Here is an 18,813-nt window from a genome sequence, read left to right on the forward strand (position 1 = left end):
AACACTCACCGTACTGGGATGTCTGTATTAGGCTCGGGCACGACGGTGCCGGCGGGGGTTCACCGGTAACGGACGACTGGTCGTCCCGGGCCATACGCACACGTTAGGGAGCGGTTCAATCAAGAATCAACTTCAGCGCCAGAAATGATGATTTCTTGAGCCGCAAGTAAAGAAAACTTATGGCACCGATCTTGAACGGTCGACATCAGCCGTTCGGCTGATGTCGATGCGGTGACTGTCGGTAGTGGCCGGATGTCACCGGTGGTCGTCGTGCAGTAGCTTCTTCTGCACCTTACCCATCGCGTTGCGTGGCAGGTCGTCCACGATGCGCACGTCGCGTGGCCGCTTGTGGGTGGCGAGTTCGGTGGCCACGAAGTCGATCAGCGACTGCGGGGACACGCGCTCAGCCACCACGTACGCGACGACCCGTTGCCCGAGGTCGGCGTCGGGTGCGCCGATGACCGCCGCCTCGCGTACCGCCGGATGGGTCAGCAGCACGTTCTCCACCTCGCCGGCACCGATCCGGTAGCCACCGCTCTTGATCAGATCGGTCGAGGCGCGGCCGACGATACGGTGCCAGCCGGCCTGGTCGATTGCCGCTACGTCGCCGGTGCGGAACCAGCCGTCCGGGGTGAAGTCGCCGCGCCCTGCGGCGCCGAGGTAGCCGTCGAACACCATCGGGCCGCGAACCTGCAGCTCGCCGACGGTCTCGCCGTCCGTCGGCAACTGCTCGCCGGCCTCACCGGCCAGCCGGGTGTGTACGCCGGCGAGCGGCGTACCGACCCAGCCGGGTCGCCGCTCGCCATCGGCCCGACTGCTTACCGTGATCAAGGTTTCGGTCATCCCGTACCGCTCGACCGGTGCCTGCCCGGTGAGCTCGGCCAAGCTGTGGAAGACCGGGGCGGGCAGGGCCGCCGAACCGGAGACGAGGAGCCGGGCGGCGCGCAACGCCCGGGCGGAGGGGCGGTCGGCGCAGATTCGGGACCAGATCGTCGGTACGCCGAAGTAGAGCGTGCCACCGGCGGCGGCGTACGCCCCGGGGGTGGGCCGGCCGGTGTGCACCAGCCGGCAGCCGACACGCAGCGCGCCGATGACACCGAGCACCAGACCGTGTACGTGGAACAGCGGTAGGCCGTGGACCAGGGTGTCGTCCGGCGTCCACGCCCAGGCCTCGGCGAGGGCGTCGAGGTCGGCGGCGATGTTGGCGCTGGTCACCGGTACGCCCTTCGGTGCGCCGGTGGTGCCGCTGGTGTAAAGGATCAGGGCGGGGGTGTCAGGCCCGGACCCGCTGGGTGCCGGGCCGGTCGATTGGCCCGGCTGATCGACCGGAGCAACGGTCAGCCGCTGGCCGGGCCTGGCCCGGTCGGAGCCGCCCCCGGGCGGCAACGTCGGGTCGGGGCCGAGCAGGAGCTGGGCGCCGGAGTCGCGCAGGATGTGGCCGCGTTCGACCGGGCCGGAGTCCGGCGGTACGGGAACCATTGTGGTGCCCGCCAGTAGGCAACCGGTGAGCGCGACGACCGTGTCGAGGCTGGCGGTGGCGTCGACCGCGACGGTGTCGGCGCCGGCGACCTGCCCGGCGACGGCGGTCGCGGCTTCGAGCAGGTCGTCGCCGGACATCGACCGGTCGCCGACGGTGACCGCCGCTGGCCGGCCGGTCAGTCGCGGGAGGCTCAGCAACGCCATCTTCCCGACTCTCCTCCTGCCGGTGGGTGGACCGGCTCCGGACCATTGTCGGCTCTGTGGTTCAGCGGTGCCGAACCACGGTGGCCCGGAGCCTGCCGACGCCCGGGGTCGGGGCGGTCGCCCTCCTCGGCACCGATGGTCCAGCCGACCAAGCGGTTGACCAAACAGATGACTGATGCGTAAGCAAATCGGGTAGGCCGGACGCCGATTGTTTGCGATCCCCGGTCCGTTCGGTGTTGGTACTTGTGATCCGGGTCACTATGCCGTCGGATGCTCTTGTTTCGGGGCGGTACGGTGACGAGCCGGGGTTCCTAAAGGGTCAGGATTCCTGGTGACCGAGTGATTCGTGGGGGTCGGAAAATATGCGTTCCAGCAAGCTGTTGTGTGCTGCTTTTGCGATAGCAATGGGGTTGTCCCTGGCCGGCTGCGGCCTCATCGGTGCTGGTGGGGTCAACAGCGAGGCGGAGCGCGACGATTTCGTGCAGGCGTTGACCGACGCGGGCTACGCGGGTCTCGGCGAGCCGGTCGATGTGGACGGGCAGTGGAAGGTGCAGGCTGACATGGCCTTCACGAAGTGCTACCTCTGGTTGGAATGGGACGGGAAAACTTTCTTCGTTTCGCATGCGACGGGAAACGGGGCCCCGGTGACTCCTGAAGGACGCGACGATTTGCCGAATCCGGAACCCACCGCCGCGCTGGACCTGGTGAACGAGAGCCCCGCCGGCCAGGAACGCGGATCGCGGGTCTGCTGATGGCGGCGACGAATTCATCAGGGACCGCGGTCCGGTACCGGTCGGCGGCCGTACTCGCCGCGGCCGCGCTCGGTCTGCTCGCCGGCTGCGGCGGCGGCCCGGCCGCCGACGAAGGTCAGGCGGCGCCGACGGAGGCCGCTGCGGACGCCACCGCCACCGCGTCGGCGGAGCCGTCACCGTCCGTGTCACCCGAGCCGGTGTCGTTCGCCGAAGGCGGCGCGGCGGCCGCCCGCAGCACCCTTGCCCCCGGCGCGGTGTTCGCCCAGACCCTGACCGACGAGGAGATCGTCGTCTACAGCGTCACCACCGACGGCACGGTGACCGAGAACTGGCGGTTCACCCCCAAGATGTACGCCGACCATCCCGTCCAGGACGTACTGAGCAGCCTGCTGCGGCAGGAGGACTTCACCCCCGACTATCAGCAGCTGGTGGTGGTCCGCAAGGAACGCGCCGAACCGATCGGCTTCGAAACCCGGGTCGGGCTGCACGCACTGGACGGATCCTTCACCGACCTGTCCGGCTACGGCGAGTCCGTACCGGACAAGGCCGTGCAGTCCCAGCCGGCCGTGCACCACGGCACCGGGCGGTTCTGGTACTGGCAGTACCAGAACCGTGAGACCCGACTGATGTCGGTCGGGCTGGACGGCGAGGACCGTCGCCATGAGCAGCAGATCCAGGAGAAGATGCCCCGTACGGTCGTCGGCCAGCCGTTCTACTTTCCCGACTCGGACGTGCCGGTGCCCACCTACGAGGACGGCAAGATACTGGTGGTCACCCCTGATGGGACCGTCGGCGCCAAGTACGTCCTGGCCGGGGCGGGTGCGCAGATCGGCGACCCGTATGAGATCGCCGACGCGCCGAAGTTCGAGTCGCCCGGCTACGAGTTGGTCAGCTGGATCGACGAGGAAACCCTGCTGGCCACCGGCCAGGACCAGATCTACCGGCTCACCATCACCGGCCAGCGGCTGGCCGAGCAGCCGCTGATCGCCGAACAGACGCCGCCCTGGCGGCGGGCGATCGGGCAGATCGGGTTGGCGTCTACGTCGCGCTGTTCGGTGCGTTGCTCGTCCTCGTCGCGGCCGGGACGGCACCCCGCGACGTCGAGCACGACCTGCGGGTACTGGCGCGCCGCGCCGAGCGGCTGGCTCAGCGGGGTCTGGGCTTCGAGGCGATCGAGAAGCAGCAGCAGTTGCTGCGTCGGGCCCGCAGCCGTCCGGGCTGGCAGGATCCGCGGCTCACCTTCGAGGCGTTGTTCCTGGCCCGGCTGTACCTGGCCGTCGGCCACGTGGACCGGGCGGTCCAGCTGGTGCACGACGTGATGGGTGATGCGCAGTGCCGGTTCGCCGACGACGAGGAGGGCTTGGCGGCGGCGACGGCGGAGGCGTCGGAACTCATCGGGGAGGCGAATGCCCAGCTCGCCGCCGTGCAACAGCTCGCCCACCAGCAGTACGGCTACCCGCCGGCCCGGTGAGGCGTGGTCGACCAGTCATGGCTGACCAGCTCGTGGCAGTCTGGTCGGTGATCGGGACCGGTTCGTCGAAGCGGGGAGGCCGGCAGTGCGGCAGCAGGTTCACTTCGTCACCGTGGCCACCGCCGACCTGGCCGCCGCACGGCGCTTCTACCGGGACGGGCTGGGCTGGCGTCCGACGCTCGACGTACCGGGCGAGATCATCTTTTTTCAGATCGGGCCGGGCCTGATGCTCGGCCTGTTCGACGTGGACGCCTTCGGCCGGGACATCGACCCGGCTGCGGCGGTTCAGACCCGGCCGGGCGGCTTCACGCTGGCGCACAACGTGCCGACGCCGGACGACGTCGACCGAGTGCTGACCGAGGCACAGGCGGCCGGCGGGACGATCCTCAAGCCGGGCCAGCCGGCTGACTTCGGCGGCTACCACGGGCACTTCGCCGACCCGAACGGCACGGTCTGGGAGGTCGCCTGTAACCCGGGCTGGCGGGTCGAGCCGGATGGCACCGTCGTGCTCGGCCCGGTCACCCCGGACAGCCCGGTCAACCAGATCAGCTAGCTAGGCCGACCAGGTCGACCAGGTCGGCCTGGTTCGCCTGTTCCCTCCGTTGTCGACGGGCTTTCTTCTGACTGCTACCGGTCAGCTCTGAAACACGCCGTCTGATTCCTGCCACAAATGTTCGTCGCTAGGTCCGGAAAATCACATGGCTTGTATTTCGGATGTATTTCGCGATGCTATGAGATAAATGAGACGTGAAATCTCTGCTTCTCGGTGGTGCTCCCTGCTCACATGACGTCGAAGCGTTTGGTGAAGTTGGATCCAATGATTCTGGTGGACATCTACCCAGCTCAAGCGGCGGGTTTTGGGAGTGTCCGTGATCAGTCATTCCACTTCCATTGTGATCAATGGAAATTTTCCAATACGCTGCTAGCGCCCAGATGGGTACCAAGACAAGGGAGGGTCTCTTGAAATCCACACTGCGCTGGTCGGCGATGGCCGGCCTGGCACTCGCGCTGGTCGTCACCGGCGCGCCGGCCGCCCAGGCGGACTCATCGCCGTTCAAGTCGGACGGCAACACGAGCGCCATCGCCCGCACTCTCGACGGCCGGGCGATCACCAACGCCAAGATCGCGAAGGAGGTCACCGACTTCTGGACCGAGGAGCGGATGGCATCGGCGGTCGACCTGACCTTCGCGAGGTCGGCGAAGGGTGCCGAATCGACGATCGCCGACGCCAAGCCCAACGGGCCGGCGGGTGCGGTGGCGCCGGTCGCGCCGAGCCTCGGCAACCGCGGTGACGTCGGACTGATGCTCAACGAGTCGCAGGCCGTCGGCAAGGTTTACTTCACCACCCCCACCGGCGGCACCGCCTCCTGCTCGGCCAGCACCGTCGCCAGCGGCAAACGCCGGCTGGTCATGACGGCCGGGCACTGCGTCCACCAGGGCCCCGGCGGACAGTGGTACAGCAACTGGCAGTTTGTCCCGCGGTACCGCAACGGCTCGCGGCCGTACGGCACGTTCGTGGCGTCGAGCCTCAACACCCGTACCGCCTGGATCAACAGCGGCAGCTACGCCGAGGACATGGGCATCGCCATCATGAACAACGGCGGCATCTACGGTGCCAAGGTCGTCGACACGGTCGGTGGCCACGGGCTGCGCTGGAACTACAGCTACAGCGTCTATGTCACCGCTCTCGGTTACCCGTCCAACCTGGGTGGCGGCGAGAGTCAGTACTACTGCCAGGGAACCACGTGGAACCCCGGCGGCCAGCAGATCCGGATGTACTGCAACATGACCTACGGTTCCAGCGGCGGACCTTGGCTGCAGGAATACGACGACTCGACCGGCTACGGGTACATCAACAGCGTGGTAAGCCACGGTGACAACCCGGGCAACGGTCAGTTCGACGGCCCGTACTTCGACAACGACATCAAGAGCCTGTACGACTTCGCCGAAGGTATCTCTCCGGCCTGATCCGTCCGTTCACCTGATCCGTACCGTTCAGAGGTAGCCTCGGCCGATATGGCCGGGGCTACCCCCGCTGTGGACGCCTCGTCGAGGTGAGGCTGAGATACCTCACGTGTCGGTTTCAGGGTGCGTACGCCTCACCTCGGTGACACTTGGGCCGCCGTTGGGTCGCTGTGTGAGGCTGAATGCGACCGATGATCGCTCCCGTTCGCCGCTGCTGAGGTCTTCATGCGACGTCGGAACAGCGAGTATCGTCCCACGTCGCGGTGGAGGGCTCGCCGAGGTGCGTCACGGGCGGTCGGCAGACTGGCCGGCCTTTCGGGCTGGGGAGGCGTCGTATCCGGCGGCTCGGCAGTGGTGGCGATCATCCTGATCGCCCTTGGCGGGCAGCGTTCTGCCCGTAAGTAAGCAACCCGGTGAACTGGAGTGGATCAACCGGGTGGCGTGGTCGACTCGGATGATCGGGTCGGGAATGCACCAGATGACGGGACTTACCGTGCGTACCCGGCCAGTGATTGAATCGACGGACTGTCAGTGGTGCCGGGCCGGGGAGCAGTGGTGGACGTCTTCGATGTACGCGACAAGCTCATCGAGGACTACAAGGAGTTCACGTCCAGCTTCGTCGACCCCCGCGACCCGAAGATCGCCGAACACATCGCGGAGTTGACCGCCCAGGGCTACCAGTGGCCGGCACCGTTCCTGTCGCTCAATCCCAACTTCGCCTCCGGCGGCAAGGTCGACGAGCTGGTCCAGCAGGGCCTGCTGCACCCCGACAACGAGCGGATTTTCCGGATCAAGCGCCGGCCGGACGACCCGGGGACGCGGCCGCTGCGGCTGCACCAGCACCAACGGGAAGCGATCGAGATCGCCCGGGACCGGCGCAGCTACGTGCTGACCACCGGCACCGGTTCCGGCAAGAGCCTGTCGTACATCGTGCCGATCGTCGACCGGGTGCTGCGGGCCAAGGCCGACGGCACCTACCGGCCCGGGGTGAAGGCGATCATCGTCTATCCGATGAACGCGCTGGCCAACAGCCAGCTCAACGAGCTGACGAAGTTTCTCAGCTGGGGCCTGCCGGGCGGGACCCCGCCGGTGCGGTTCGCCCGCTACACCGGGCAGGAGAACACCGAGGAGCGGCGGCGGATCCTCGCCGACCCGCCGGACATCCTGCTCACCAACTACGTGATGCTGGAGCTGGTGCTGACCCGGCACGCCGAACGCGGCCCGTTGACCCGGGCCGCCCGGGGCCTGTGGTTCCTGGTCCTCGACGAGCTGCACACCTATCGCGGCCGGCAGGGTGCCGACGTGGCGTTCCTGGTCCGCCGGGCCCGGGACGCCTTCGCCGCACCGCAGGTGCAGTGCGTCGGCACCTCGGCGACGATGGCCTCCGACACCACCGGCGCAGACCAGCGGATCAAGGTGGCCGAGGTGGCGAGCCGGCTGTTCGGCACCACCGTCGAACCCGGCCACGTGATCGTCGAGACGCTGGAGCGGGCCACCAGCGCACCGGCCACCGGGGTGCAGGCCGGTTCCGGCGCGGACCCCGCCGGTCTGCGCGACCGGGTCCTGCGGTGGGCCGCCGTCGAGCCGCCACAGCCGGACGTCGACGGGTTGCGCAACGATCCGTTGGCGGCGTGGGTCGAGGGTGCGTTCGGGGTGGAGCCCGACCCGGTCACCGGCCGGCCGGTGCGGCTGCGCCGGCCCCGGACGGTCCCGCAGGCCGCGGACCTGCTCGCCGAGCTGACCGGGGTGCCGGGCCGGGAGTGCGCCACCGCGATCGAGGCGGTGCTGGCCGCCGGTGCGGGGCTCGACGACCCGGGGACCGGGCGGCCGTTCTTCGCGTTTCGGCTGCACCAGTTCCTGTCCAAGGGCGACAACGCCTACACCACGATCGAGCCGCCATCGGTGCGGCATGTGACCAGCCGCTACCAGGCGCTCTCCCCGACCAGCACGGTCGACCAGGCGAAGGCGCTGGTGCCGTTGGCCTTCTGCCGCGAATGCGGCCAGGACTATCTGATCGTCCGGCGCGCCGACCACGGCTTCGAAGCGGGCAGCGAGGTGGAGTCGGCTACCGGTGACGCAGGTTACCTCTACATCAGCGACGACCAGCCGTGGCCGGCAGATCTCGACACGGTGCTCAGCGACGCCCGGCTGCCGTACTCGTGGACGCTGCTGGCCGACGACGGGCGTACCATCGTGGCCCCGACAAAGGAACGCCACCTGCCGGAGCTGGTGCATCTCGACCCGATGGGCACCGAGCAGGCACCGGGGCAGGGGGTGCCGGCGGCCTGGATCTCGTCGCCGTTCCGGTTCTGCCTGCGCTGCCAGGTGTCCTACGAACGGCAGCGGGGCAAGGACTTCGCCCAGCTGGCGAAGCTGTCCGTCGAGGGCCGCAGCTCGGCGTTGTCGGTGGTCGGGGCGAGCGTGGTACGCGCGTTGCGGGCCGCCCCGCAGCTGCCGGCGGAGGCCCGCAAGCTGCTCGCCTTCGTCGACAACCGGCAGGACGCTTCGCTGCAGGCCGGGCACTTCAACGACTTCGTCCAGGTGGTGCAGCTGCGCGGCGCGCTGTACCGGGCGGTGGCGGCGGCCCCGGACGGGTTGACCCACGAGCGGGTGGCGCAGCAGGTCACCGAGGCGTTGCGGCTGGAGTTGGGGCAGTTTGCCCGGACCCCGGAGGTGCGGTACGGCAAGGACGAGATCTGGCGGGCGCTGCGCGAGGTGGTCAACTACCGGCTCTACCTCGATCTGGAACGCGGCTGGCGGGTCACCATGCCGAACCTGGAGCAGACCGGCCTGCTGCGGATCGGCTACCGCTACCTCGACGAGGTCGCCGTCGACGAGGAGATCTGGTCGCGCAGCCACCATCTGCTGCGCGACGACAAACCGGAACGCCGCCACGATGTGGCCTCGACGCTGCTGGACGAGCTGCGTCGCAACCTGGCGATCGACGTACGGTGCCTGACCCAGGATGGTTTCGACGAGATCGACCGGCTGTCCCGCCAGCAGCTGGCCGAGCCGTGGAAGCTGGGTGAACGGGAGCGGGCGGTCGTCGCGGGGGTCGCCTTCCCGAAGCCGAGTGGCAAGGGTGAGCGGCGCAAACTGCTGCACCTGCACCTGTCCGGCCGGGGCGCGTTCGGCAAGTACCTGATCCGCCAGTACGGCAAGGACGGCTGTACGGTCGCCGACGCGCAGGACATGATCCGCGACCTGCTGGCGGTGCTGGCCGAGGCGACCCTGGTCATCGAGGTGCCACCGGAGGGCGACGACCTGGTCAGCGGCTACCGGCTGAAGTCGGACGCGCTGATCTGGCAGGCCGGGGACGGCACGGTGGGCGCGGAGGACCGGGTCCGCAAGGTGCTCTCCGGTGAGGCCGGTGCCCGGGTCAACACCTTCTTCCGGGACCTGTACCGGGACACTTCGCATCTGCTGGCCGGGTTGCAGGCGAAGGAACACACCGCCCAGGTGGAGGCGGCGGACCGGCAGAAGCGGGAGAAGCAGTTCCAGGAGGCGGCGCTGCCGCTGCTGTTCTGCTCGCCGACGATGGAGCTGGGCGTCGACATCAAGGACCTCAACGCGGTGGCGATGCGTAACGTGCCGCCGACGCCGGCCAACTACGCCCAGCGGGCCGGGCGGGCCGGCCGGTCCGGGCAGCCGGCGCTGGTGGTCACCTACTGTTCGACGGGCAACGCGCACGACCAGTTCTATTTCCGACGCCCGCAGCTGATGGTCGGCGGTGCGGTGCAGGCGCCCCGGCTCGATCTGGCCAACGAGGATCTGGTGCGGTCGCACGTGCAGGCGATCTGGCTGGCCGAGACCGGGGCCGAGCTGCCCAGTTCGCTGGTTCGGCTGTTGGAGACCGGCGGGGAGGCTCCGTCGCTGCGGATCCGGCCGGAGTTCGTCCGCAAGCTGCGCGACGACGACGCCCGCAAGCGGGCGTTGGCCCGCGCGGAAGCGGTCCTGGCCGGCGACGTCGACGGGGCGTCCGGCGGGACCCCAGGCGGGGCGCTTGGCGGGGCTCCCTGGTGGCGGGACCGCTGGGTCGCCGACACGGTGGAGCAGGCGTACGACGAGTTCGACGCGGCGTTGGGCCGCTGGCGGCAGCTCTACCAGGCGGCGCTGCGCGAGTACGAGGTGCAGAACCGCCGGGCGGTGGACACCAACGTGACCGGCAAGGCCCGGGACGAGGCGAGCCGGCGGGCCAACGACGCCCGGGTGCAGCTGAATCTGCTGGCCAACGAGAACTCCGATGAGCCGCAGACCGACTTCTACACGTTCCGCTATCTGGCGTCGGAGGGCTTTCTGCCCGGCTACTCGTTCCCTCGGTTGCCGCTGGCCGCGTACGTGCCGGGGCTGGCCGGTGGCCGCAAGGGCGACTACATCCACCGGCCCCGGTTCATCGGGATCAGCGAGTTCGGCCCGGGTGCGTTGATCTACCACGAGGGCGCCCGCTACCTGGTGCGCGGCGTGCAGCTGCATCAGGTGGCGTCGAACGCCGACGGGGTGTTGACCTCGTCGGCGCGGCGGTGCGCCGAGTGTGGGCATCTGCACGACGACGAGGTCGGCTGGGACGTGTGTGTGAACTGCGGGCAGGGGCTGGGGGCGACGGACACCAATCTGCTGCGCCTGTACACGGTCCGTACGCAGCGGCGGGAGCGGATCTCGTCGGACGAGGAGGAGCGGCGTCGGTCGCTGTTCGAGATCGAGACGTCGTACCGCTTCCATGATCATGGTCGACGGCCGGGCCGGTTGACGGCGACGGTGACTACCACCGACGGCGGCCCGCTGGCGGAGCTGGTCTACGGCGACGCGGCGACGGTGCGGCGGGCCAATCTGGGGTTGCGTCGCCGCAAGGAGGCCAGCGTCCGGGGCTTCTTCCTGGATCCGGCGACCGGTGACTGGCTGTCCGAGCGTAAGGCGACGGAGAAGAACCGGGCCGACGACGAGGAGCTGACCTCGGACGAGGCGGCGATCACGGGGATCGACAAGGTGGCCGCGCCGGAGCGGGTGATTCCGTACGTGCAGGACCGGCGCAACATCCTGGTGCTGCGATTGGCCGAGCGGGTGTCCGACGACATGGCGGTGACCCTGCTGTACGCGGTGGAACGCGGCATCGAGGCGCATTTCCAGTTGGAGGATTCGGAGCTGACCGGTGAGCTGCTGCCGGATCCGGATGACCGTGGCCGGATGCTGTTCATCGAGAGCGCCGAGGGCGGGGCGGGGGTGCTGCGTCGGCTGGTCGAGGAGCCGCACGCGGTCGCCCGGGTGGCGGCGAAGGCGTTGGAGATCGCGCACTTCGACTCGACCGGGGTCGACGTGGACCAGCCGGATGCCGGTGCCGACCACTGTGTCCAGGGCTGCTACGACTGTCTGTTGTCGTACTCGAATCAGGGGTTTCACCGGCGGATCAACCGGCACCTGGTGGCGCAGTTGTTGGTGTCGTTCGCGTCGGCGGCGGCGGCCGAGCGGCCGGCGACCGGCCAGCCGCCGGCCGGCGACTGCCCACCAGTGGGCAGCGAAGGGGCGGCTGATGCCGGTAGCGTCGGCGGGCCGGTTGCCGAGTTCGTGGCCTGGCTGGCGCGCGAGTCGTACCGGGGGCCGGATCCGGTGGCGGAACAGGTGGCCGGGGCCCGGCCGGATCTGACCTACCGGCAGCAGCGGGCGGTGGTCTTCGTCGATGAGCCGGGCGCGCAGCCGGGTGCCGGGCGGGACGTGGACGCCGAGGAGAGTGTGATCGACGCCGGCTGGACCCCGATCCGGGTGACCGCCGGTGACTGGCAGAGCGTGGTGAACCGGTATCCCGGCGTGTTCGGGCGGCGGCAGGGAGGCAGTGCGTGACGGTGGCGGCGCAGCGGTTCGAGCCGGGGACGTTGGTCACGGCGCGGGGCCGGGAGTGGGTGGTGCTGCCCGAGTCGGAGCCGGAGGTGCTGGTGCTGCGCCCGCTCGGCGGGGCGGACGACGAACGCGCGGCGGTGCTGCCGGATGTCGAGGAGGTCCGGTCGGCGACGTTCGCGTACCCGGATCCGACCGATGCCGGCAACGCCAGCCGGGCCGGCCTGCTGCGGACGGCGCTGCGGATCGGGTTCCGCTCCTCCGGCGGGCCGTTCCGGTCGTTGGGCGCGGTGGCGGTGGAGCCCCGGCCGTACCAGCTGGTGCCGCTGCTGATGGCGTTGCGTCAGGACCCGGTGCGGATGCTGATCGCCGATGACGTCGGCATCGGCAAGACCGTCGAAAGTGGGTTGATCGCGGCCGAGCTGCTGGCCCAGGGCGACGCGGACGGGTTGGCGGTGCTGTGCAGCCCGGCGTTGGCCGAGCAGTGGCAGCGGGAGCTGGCGGCCAAGTTCGGCATCGCCGCCGAGTTGGTGCTGCCGGGCACCGTACGCCGGTTGCAGGCGTCGCTGGTCGGCTCGACCGATTCGGTGTTCGACCGCTACCGGCACGTGGTGGTCTCCACTGATTTCATCAAGCGGCCGGAGCTGCGCGAGCAGTTCGTCCGCGGCTGTCCCAACCTGGTCATCGTCGACGAGGCGCACGGCTGCGTGCCGGACGACGATCGCCGGGCCGGCAAGTCCCGGATGTTGCGCTACGAGTTGGTACGCCGGTTGGCCGCCGACCCGGCCCGGCAGTTGATCCTGGTGACGGCGACGCCGCACAGCGGCAAGGACACCGGGTTCCGCAACCTGCTGGGGCTGCTGGATCCGGAGTTGGCCACAGTAGACCTTAACCAGGTGGCGGGTCGGGAACGGCTGGCCCGGCATTTCGTGCAGCGTCGCCGTGCCGACATCCGGGGTTTCCTGGAGGACACCCCGTTCCCGGAGGACCGGCACACCACCGAGCGCGCCTACCGGCTGTCCGGCGAGTACCGCGACCTGTTCGACGACGTGGTGGCGTACGCCCGGCAGGTGGTGCGGGATCCGCTCGGCGGGCAGGTGCACCAGCGGGTGCGCTACTGGTCGGCGTTGGCGCTGCTGCGGGCGTTGGCGTCGTCGCCGGCCGCTGCGGCGGCGACGCTGCGGACCCGGGCGGCGAACGCCGACGCCGACAGCGCCGAGGACGCGGACAACCTGGGCCGGGCGGCGGTGCTGGACCTGCCCGACGACGAGACCCAGGAGTCGGCGGACGCGACCCCGGGCGCGGACCCAGGAGCAGAAAGTGGCGGCGGCAGCGCCGAGCAGCGCCGGCTGCGGGAGTTCGCCCGGCGCGCCGAGGCGCTGGCCGGAGCCGGCGACGCCAAACTGACCTTGCTGGTCAAGGAGGTCAAGACGCTGCTCGGCGACGGCTTCAACCCGGTGGTGTTCTGCCGCTACATCGACACCGCCGAGTATGTCGCGCAGCGGCTGGAGGCGGCGTTGGGCCGTAACTTCGCGGTCGGCTGCGTCACCGGGGCGCTGCCACCGGAGGAGCGGGCCGCCCGGATCGCCGAGTTGACCGCCGACACCAGCCGCCGCCCGGTGCTGGTCGCCACCGACTGCCTGTCCGAGGGGGTCAACCTGCAGGAACGGTTCCAGGCGGTGGTGCACTACGACCTGGCGTGGAATCCGACCCGGCACGAGCAGCGGGAAGGCCGGGTCGACCGGTTCGGCCAGGTCGCCCCGACGGTACGCGCGGTGATGATCTACGGCGCGGACAACCGGATCGACGAGATCGTGTTGAAGGTGCTGCTGCGCAAGCACAACCGGATCCGCGAAACGTTGGGCATTTCGGTGCCGGTGCCGGACGCCAGCGACGACGTGTTGCAGACGATCGCCCACGAGCTGCTGGTGGCGCCGGAGCAGCCGGAGCAGTTGACCATCGACGCGCTGGCCGCCGGCCCTCGGGAGGAGCTGCACCGGCAGTGGGACTCAGCGGCCGAGCGGGAGAAGGAGTCGCGCACCAAGTACGCCCAGCGGGCGATCAAACCGGCCGAGGTGGCCGACGAGTTGGCCGAGATCCGGGCCAGTCTGGGCACTCCGGCCGAGGTGGCCGAGTTCGCGGCGACCGCGCTGGCCGCGTTCGGCGCCGACGTGGTCGAGCGGCCGTACGGGTTCGACGCCGACCTGGCCGGGCTGCCCGGCCAGGTCACTGACGCCTTCCCGTCCCGGCCGACGAAGGCGGGGCAGGGCAAGGCCGGGGTGTTGCAGCTGCGCCGTGAGCTGCCGACGCCGCCGGGCGCGGCGCATCTGGACCGGACCGACCCGTACGTGTCGGCGCTGGCCCGGCAGGTGCTGGAGTCGGCGCTGAATCCGTCGCTGCCGGCGGACAAGCTGTCGGCGGAGAAGCGGCCGGCGCGGCGGGCCGGGGTGATGCGTACGGCTGCGGTGTCGAAACGCACGACGCTGCTGCTGGTGCGGTTCCGGCTGCATCTGACGTTGCCGGCGGGCGCGGCGGCGGGCGGTGAGCCGCGTCCGATGGTCGCCGAGGAGGCGCGGGTGCTGGCGTTCCGGGGTGCCCCGCGGGCGGCCGAGTGGCTGACCGAGGAGGAGACGGCGGCGCTGCTGTCGGCGACCCCGACCGGCAACGTGCTGCCGGACACGGCGACACCGCTGCTGACCCGGGTCGTCGGCCAGCTCGACGCGGTCACCGACCATCTGTCGGCCACCGCCGACGAGCTCGCCGACCGGCTGCGGGCCGCGCATCTGCGGGTCCGGGAGGCAGTCGGGCAGCGGGTCCGCCGGCAGGTCACGGTGACCGCGCAGAAACCGGCCGACGTGCTCGGCGTCTACCTCTACCTTCCCGAAGGGCAGCAGTGATGAGCGGCGCGGTCATCTATCCGGCGGTACGGGTCGACGGCGGTCTGCTGCCCGGTGGTCTGCTGCAGCGCATCGGCCACGGCGACCGGGAGCTGCCGGGGATGGATCCGGCCGCGTACGGCCTGCAGTCGGGTGAGTCGGTGCGCCGCTATGCCAACCGGTCGTTCGCCTACCTGCAGGATGTGTGGCGGGACTTCAGCCGGCAGCGGGAGCGGGCCGGCGACGGCGCACCGGCCCGGCTGACCCGGGAACGCTGGCTGCTGGTGCTGCTGCGGGAGCTGGGTTTCGACCCGTTGACGCCGGTGACCGGTGGGATCGCCGTCGACGAGTTGACGTTCCCGGTGTCGCACCGGTGGGACGCCGTACCGGTGCATCTGCTCGGCTGGGGGGTGGACCTGGACCGGCGGACGGCGCGGGTGCGCGGCGCGGCCGGCGCCGCCCCGCATTCGATGGTGCAGCAGCTGCTGAACCGCAGCGACCGGCACCTGTGGGCGGTGCTGTCCAACGGGCAGAAGCTGCGGCTGCTGCGGGATTCGACGACGCTGGTCGGCTCGGCGTCGATCGAGTTCGACCTGGAAGCGATCTTCGACGGGGAGCTGTTCGCCGATTTCGTGCTGCTGTACCGGCTGGCGCACGCGTCCCGGATGCGTCCGGCCGATCCGGCGGCCGGGCCGGCGTCGTGTGTGCTGGAGCAGTGGCGGGCGGCCGGTGCCAAGCAGGGCGAACGCGCGTTGGAGCAGCTGCGCGACGGGGTGGAACGGGCGCTGGAGATCCTCGGCACCGGGTTGCTGACCCATCCGGAGAACGCCGCGCTGCGCGGCCAGGTCGCCGACGCGACGCTGCGCCTGGAGGACGTGAAACGGTCTCTGCTGCGGATGATCTACCGGTTGTTGTTCTGGTTCGTCGCCGAGGACCGGGATTCGCTGCTGGATCCGCAGGCGGACGCGGCGACCCGGCGCCGCTACGCGACGTTCTTCTCGGCGGCCCGGCTGCGGGACCTGGCGGTGCGGCGGCGGCATTCCCGCCACGGCGACCTGTGGGAGGCGGTCCGCCTGGTCTTCGACTCGCTGGGCCGGGAGGCGGGCCAGCCCCGGCTGGGTCTGCCGGGCATCGGCGGGCTGTTCGAGCCGGGTCCGCTGGACCGGCCGTTGGCGGCGGCGAAGCTGTCGAACCGGCATCTGCTGGAGGCGGTGGAGGCGCTGGCGGTGCTGCCGCAGCGGCGCGGCGGCGGCCGGCAGCGGGTCGACTTCCGCCACCTGGGCGCGGAGGAGCTGGGCAGCGTCTACGAGTCGCTGCTGGAGCTGCGGCCCCGCTGGGACGCGTCGGCGTGGCGGTTCGGCACGGAACGGCTGGCCGGCAACGAACGCAAGACCACCGGCTCCTACTACACCCCGTCGTCGCTGGTGGAGTCGCTGCTGGAGTCGTCGCTGGATCCGCTGATCGACGAGGCGTGCGACCGGCCGACCGCGCCGGAGCGGGTGGCGGCGCTGCTGGAGTTGACGGTCTGCGACCCGGCGTGTGGGTCGGGGCATTTCCTGATCGCGGCGGCCCGGCGGATCGCGAAGCGGGTCGCCGCGGAGGAGACCGACGAGTTGGAGCCGACGCCGCTGGCGGTCCGCTCGGCGCTGCGCCGGGTGATCGGCCGCTGCATCTACGGCGTCGACGTCAACGAGATGGCCGCCGAGTTGGCGAAGGTGTCGCTGTGGCTGGAGGCGATGGAGCCGGGCCGGCCGCTGGGCTACCTGGACGCCAACATCCGGGTCGGCAACTCGCTGCTCGGGGTGACGCCCCGGCTGCTGGCCGACGGCATCCCGGACGCGGCGTTCACCGCGCTGACCGGCGACGACAAGAAGGTCGCCACCGCGTTGAAGAAGCAGAACGCGGCGGAGGCCGGCGGCCAGACGGAGCTGTTGTGGAGCGGCGGTGTCCAGGTCGGCAACGCCACGCTCGCCGAGGAGGCCGCCCAGCTGACGCGGGTCGAGCCGGGGTCGCTGGCCGACGTGCACGTGCAGGCGAAGCGGGCGCAGGTCCTGGAGCAGGAGCGACGCCACGCCCGGCTGGTCGCGGACGCCTGGTGCGCCGCGTTCGTGCAGGCCAAGACCCCAGATTCCCGGGGTACGGCGATCACGCAGGCGGTGTTGGAGCGGCTTGGCAAGGGTGAGGCGTCACTGGAGCTGGCCGCGGTCGAGGAGCAGGTGGAGCGGCTGCACCGGCAGTTCCGCTTCTTCCACTGGCACATCGAGTTCCCGCACATCTTCCGGGTGCCCGACCACGGCCCGGTCAACGACGCCACCGGCTGGCAGGGCGGCTTCTCCTGCGTCCTCGGCAACCCCCCGTGGGAAAAAGTCGAGTTCAAGGAGCAGGAGTTCTTCGCGGCACCAGCGCCACACATCGCGAACGCGGCCCACGCCTCAGCGCGGAAGAAGGCGATCGCCGCACTGGAGCACGCCGAAGAGCCCTCGTATCAGTCGCTGTACCGGGACTACCTGACCGCTGTCCGCGAGGTCGAGGCGATCAGCCACATGATCCGCAGCTCCGGACGCTATCCACTGACCGGCCAGGGCAGGCTCAACACCTACGCGATGTTCGCGGAGTCATCTCGCATCATCCTCGCACCTGCCGGTCAGCTCGGCATGATCGTGCCGACCGGGATCGCCACCGATGCGACCACCCAGGACTTCTTCAAGGACCTGGTGCGTCGGCGGAGTCTGGTGTCGTTGTTCGACTTCGAAAACGAGGACCGGGTTTTCCAGGGGGTCGATCATCGGGTCCGGTTTTCGTTGTTGACGGTGGCGGGTGTGCGGCGGTCGGTCGATCGGGTGTCGTTGGTGTTTCGGGTGCGGCAGGTGGATCAGATCGCGCGGCGGGCGTACGTGTTGTCGCCGGAGGAGATCAGCTTGTTGAACCCGAACACGGGGACGTGTCCGGTGTTTCTGTCCCGGCGGGACGCGGAGATCACGTTAGGGATTTACCGGCGGGTTCCGGTCCTGTGGGACGAGGCCAAAGTGGGCGGCAACCCGTGGGGTGTCTCGTTCAGTCAAGGCCTGTTCAACATGGCCACGGACTCGGGGCTTTTCCGAACGAGGGAGGTCTTGGAGCCAGACGGCTGGACGTTGGAGGGCAACCACTTCGTCCGAGGCGACGAGCGGATGTTGCCGTTGTACGAGGCGAAGATGGCGCACTTCTATGACCACCGGCTGGGTACGTACGAGAGTGCGACGCAGGCGCAGTTGAACGTCGGGACGCTGCCCCGCTTCACCGACGCCGATCATGACGATCCGGCGCGGCTGCCACTGCCTCGCTACTGGGTGTCGAAACAGGCGGTGGACGATCGGTTGGCCGGGCGCTGGTCGCATGACTGGCTGCTGGGTTGGCGTGACATCGCCCGCAGCACCGACGAGCGCACCCTGATCCCAGCCGTGCTTCCGCGGGTTGCCGCAGGAGACAAATTGCTGCTGGCCATGGCGTCTAAAAGCGCCGCTTGTCTGCAGGCAAATATGAGTGCCTTCGTTGCCGATTATGTGGTGCGTCAAAAATTTGCCGGCACTTCACTGAAGTATTTTCTGATGAAACAGATTGCGCTGCTGCCGCCGGGTGAATATGAGAACCGAACTCCTTGGATGCGCGATGACATCGAGTTGAGTAAGTGGATAGGTGCCCGTGTTCTGGAGTTGACATATTCGGCTCACGACATGTCAAGATATGCTGCCGACCTGGGTGACGACGGGTTGCCTTTCCGGTGGATTCCGGGTCGGCGGGAGCTGATCCGAGCCGAGTTGGACGCTTCCTACTTCCACCTGTACGGGGTGGACCGTGACGACGTCGACTACATCATGGAGACCTTCAAGGTCGTCCGGGAGAAGGACGAGAGGGCACACGGCGAGTTCCGCACGAAGCGCCTGATCCTGGAGCGCTACGACGCGATGGCCGACGCCATCCGCACCGGTACACCGTACCAAACCCCGCTCGACCCCCCACCGGGCCAAGGCCCGCGCCACTCCGCAGAGGGAGCCAATCACTGATGAGGCTGGGCCGTTGTGCCACGGTCGTATGCGGGGACGTGGCTGCCTATCCTACAAGGACCAGACCGGCTTACTGCGTGTCGTGCATCGACGACAGGTTTCAGGCCGTCGGTTTGAAGCCGATTGGGAGCTTTGTGGGAACAAGATTTCGTTTTTCTCGCCGATTTCTCCAGTGCGGCCAATAAGTATTTACTGTG

At 69.5% G+C, this 18,813-nt stretch carries 9 protein-coding genes; 8 read left to right on the forward strand and 1 reads right to left on the reverse strand.

Translation table 11 applies throughout. The features are described 5' to 3' along the window. Positions 1-255: 255 nt before the first annotated feature. Entirely contained in the window at positions 256-1,683 is a 1,428-nt protein-coding gene (locus tag ACFHWT_RS05415; protein ID WP_416593440.1) for an acyl-CoA synthetase, read from the reverse strand. Between the two features lie 362 nt (positions 1,684-2,045). On the opposite strand from ACFHWT_RS05415, the gene ACFHWT_RS05420 reads away from it, so the two are divergent. The 8 genes from ACFHWT_RS05420 to ACFHWT_RS05455 all read left to right on the forward strand — a co-directional run bounded on the left by ACFHWT_RS05420 (position 2,046) and on the right by ACFHWT_RS05455 (position 18,616). Then, positions 2,046-2,435 carry a hypothetical protein gene (locus ACFHWT_RS05420; RefSeq protein WP_416593441.1) on the forward strand — a complete coding sequence of 130 codons (390 nt, stop codon included), beginning with the start codon at positions 2,046-2,048 and terminating at the stop codon, positions 2,433-2,435. Continuing rightward, positions 2,435-3,754 (forward strand): hypothetical protein, encoded by a 1,320-nt coding sequence (locus ACFHWT_RS05425; RefSeq protein WP_416593442.1) that lies wholly within the window; start codon positions 2,435-2,437, stop codon positions 3,752-3,754. Before ACFHWT_RS05420 ends, ACFHWT_RS05425 begins: the two co-directional genes overlap by 1 nt. Continuing rightward, a complete protein-coding gene (locus tag ACFHWT_RS05430) occupies positions 3,754-3,906 on the forward strand; it encodes a hypothetical protein (protein ID WP_416593443.1) in 153 nt (50 codons plus the stop codon). Before ACFHWT_RS05425 ends, ACFHWT_RS05430 begins: the two co-directional genes overlap by 1 nt. A gap of 85 nt (positions 3,907-3,991) precedes the next feature. Beyond that, complete coding sequence (locus ACFHWT_RS05435) at positions 3,992-4,459, forward strand: VOC family protein (protein ID WP_416593445.1); 468 nt, start codon at positions 3,992-3,994, stop codon at positions 4,457-4,459. A 380-nt stretch (positions 4,460-4,839) separates the two neighbouring features. Next, the gene (locus ACFHWT_RS05440) at positions 4,840-5,874 is read left to right on the forward strand and encodes a trypsin-like serine peptidase (protein ID WP_416593446.1); all 1,035 of its coding nucleotides are present in this window, start codon (positions 4,840-4,842) and stop codon (positions 5,872-5,874) included. A 552-nt stretch (positions 5,875-6,426) separates the two neighbouring features. Further along, positions 6,427-11,703, forward strand: coding sequence for a DEAD/DEAH box helicase (locus ACFHWT_RS05445; protein ID WP_416593447.1), 5,277 nt, complete (start codon positions 6,427-6,429; stop codon positions 11,701-11,703). After that, positions 11,700-14,594, forward strand: coding sequence for a helicase-related protein (locus ACFHWT_RS05450; RefSeq protein ID WP_416593448.1), 2,895 nt, complete (start codon positions 11,700-11,702; stop codon positions 14,592-14,594). The genes ACFHWT_RS05445 and ACFHWT_RS05450 overlap by 4 nt, the downstream gene beginning before the upstream one ends. Then, entirely contained in the window at positions 14,594-18,616 is a 4,023-nt protein-coding gene (locus ACFHWT_RS05455) for an Eco57I restriction-modification methylase domain-containing protein (protein ID WP_416593449.1), read from the forward strand. Before ACFHWT_RS05450 ends, ACFHWT_RS05455 begins: the two co-directional genes overlap by 1 nt. Positions 18,617-18,813: the final 197 nt, after the last annotated feature.

The organism is Micromonospora sp. LOL_021, from assembly GCF_048060215.1.
Lineage (GTDB): Bacteria > Actinomycetota > Actinomycetes > Mycobacteriales > Micromonosporaceae > Micromonospora_E.